The 366-nt window shown below is 43.2% G+C and carries 1 protein-coding gene; it reads left to right on the top strand.

Features of this window, described 5'->3' with window-relative positions:
• The coding region (locus GB932_RS22375; RefSeq protein ID WP_197517229.1) for a RagB/SusD family nutrient uptake outer membrane protein at window positions 1–366 on the top strand (366 nt) is incomplete at both ends.

Genomic DNA, 366 nt, shown 5'->3' with positions numbered 1-366 from the left:
TGGAACGGGGGGACAAAGAGCTACAAAAGGTGCTGCCCATGCACTTTTAGCTAAGGTGTATTTATATCAGAAGAAATGGCAGTTGGCAGTAGATGAGACTAATTTGGTGACAGGTTATTCATTGACAACTAATTTCCAGGATATTTATAAAGTTTCCGGAGAAAATAATGCTGAATCTATCTTCGAAATTAATGGTAGTGGAGGAACAGCAGGAAGAGCAATCCAGCAGTATAGCCAGGTTCAGGGAGCCAGAGGTACTACAGGCTGGGGCTGGGGATTTGCAACGCCTACCCAAGGATTATATGACGCCTACTCTGCAACAGATTCCAGAAGAGATGCTACGATTATCCATAGAGATATGACTTT

This window comes from Microbacterium karelineae (assembly GCF_009745985.1).
Taxonomy (GTDB): domain Bacteria; phylum Actinomycetota; class Actinomycetes; order Actinomycetales; family Microbacteriaceae; genus Microbacterium; species Microbacterium karelineae.
This window is presented reverse-complemented; position numbering and strand designations above follow the sequence as displayed.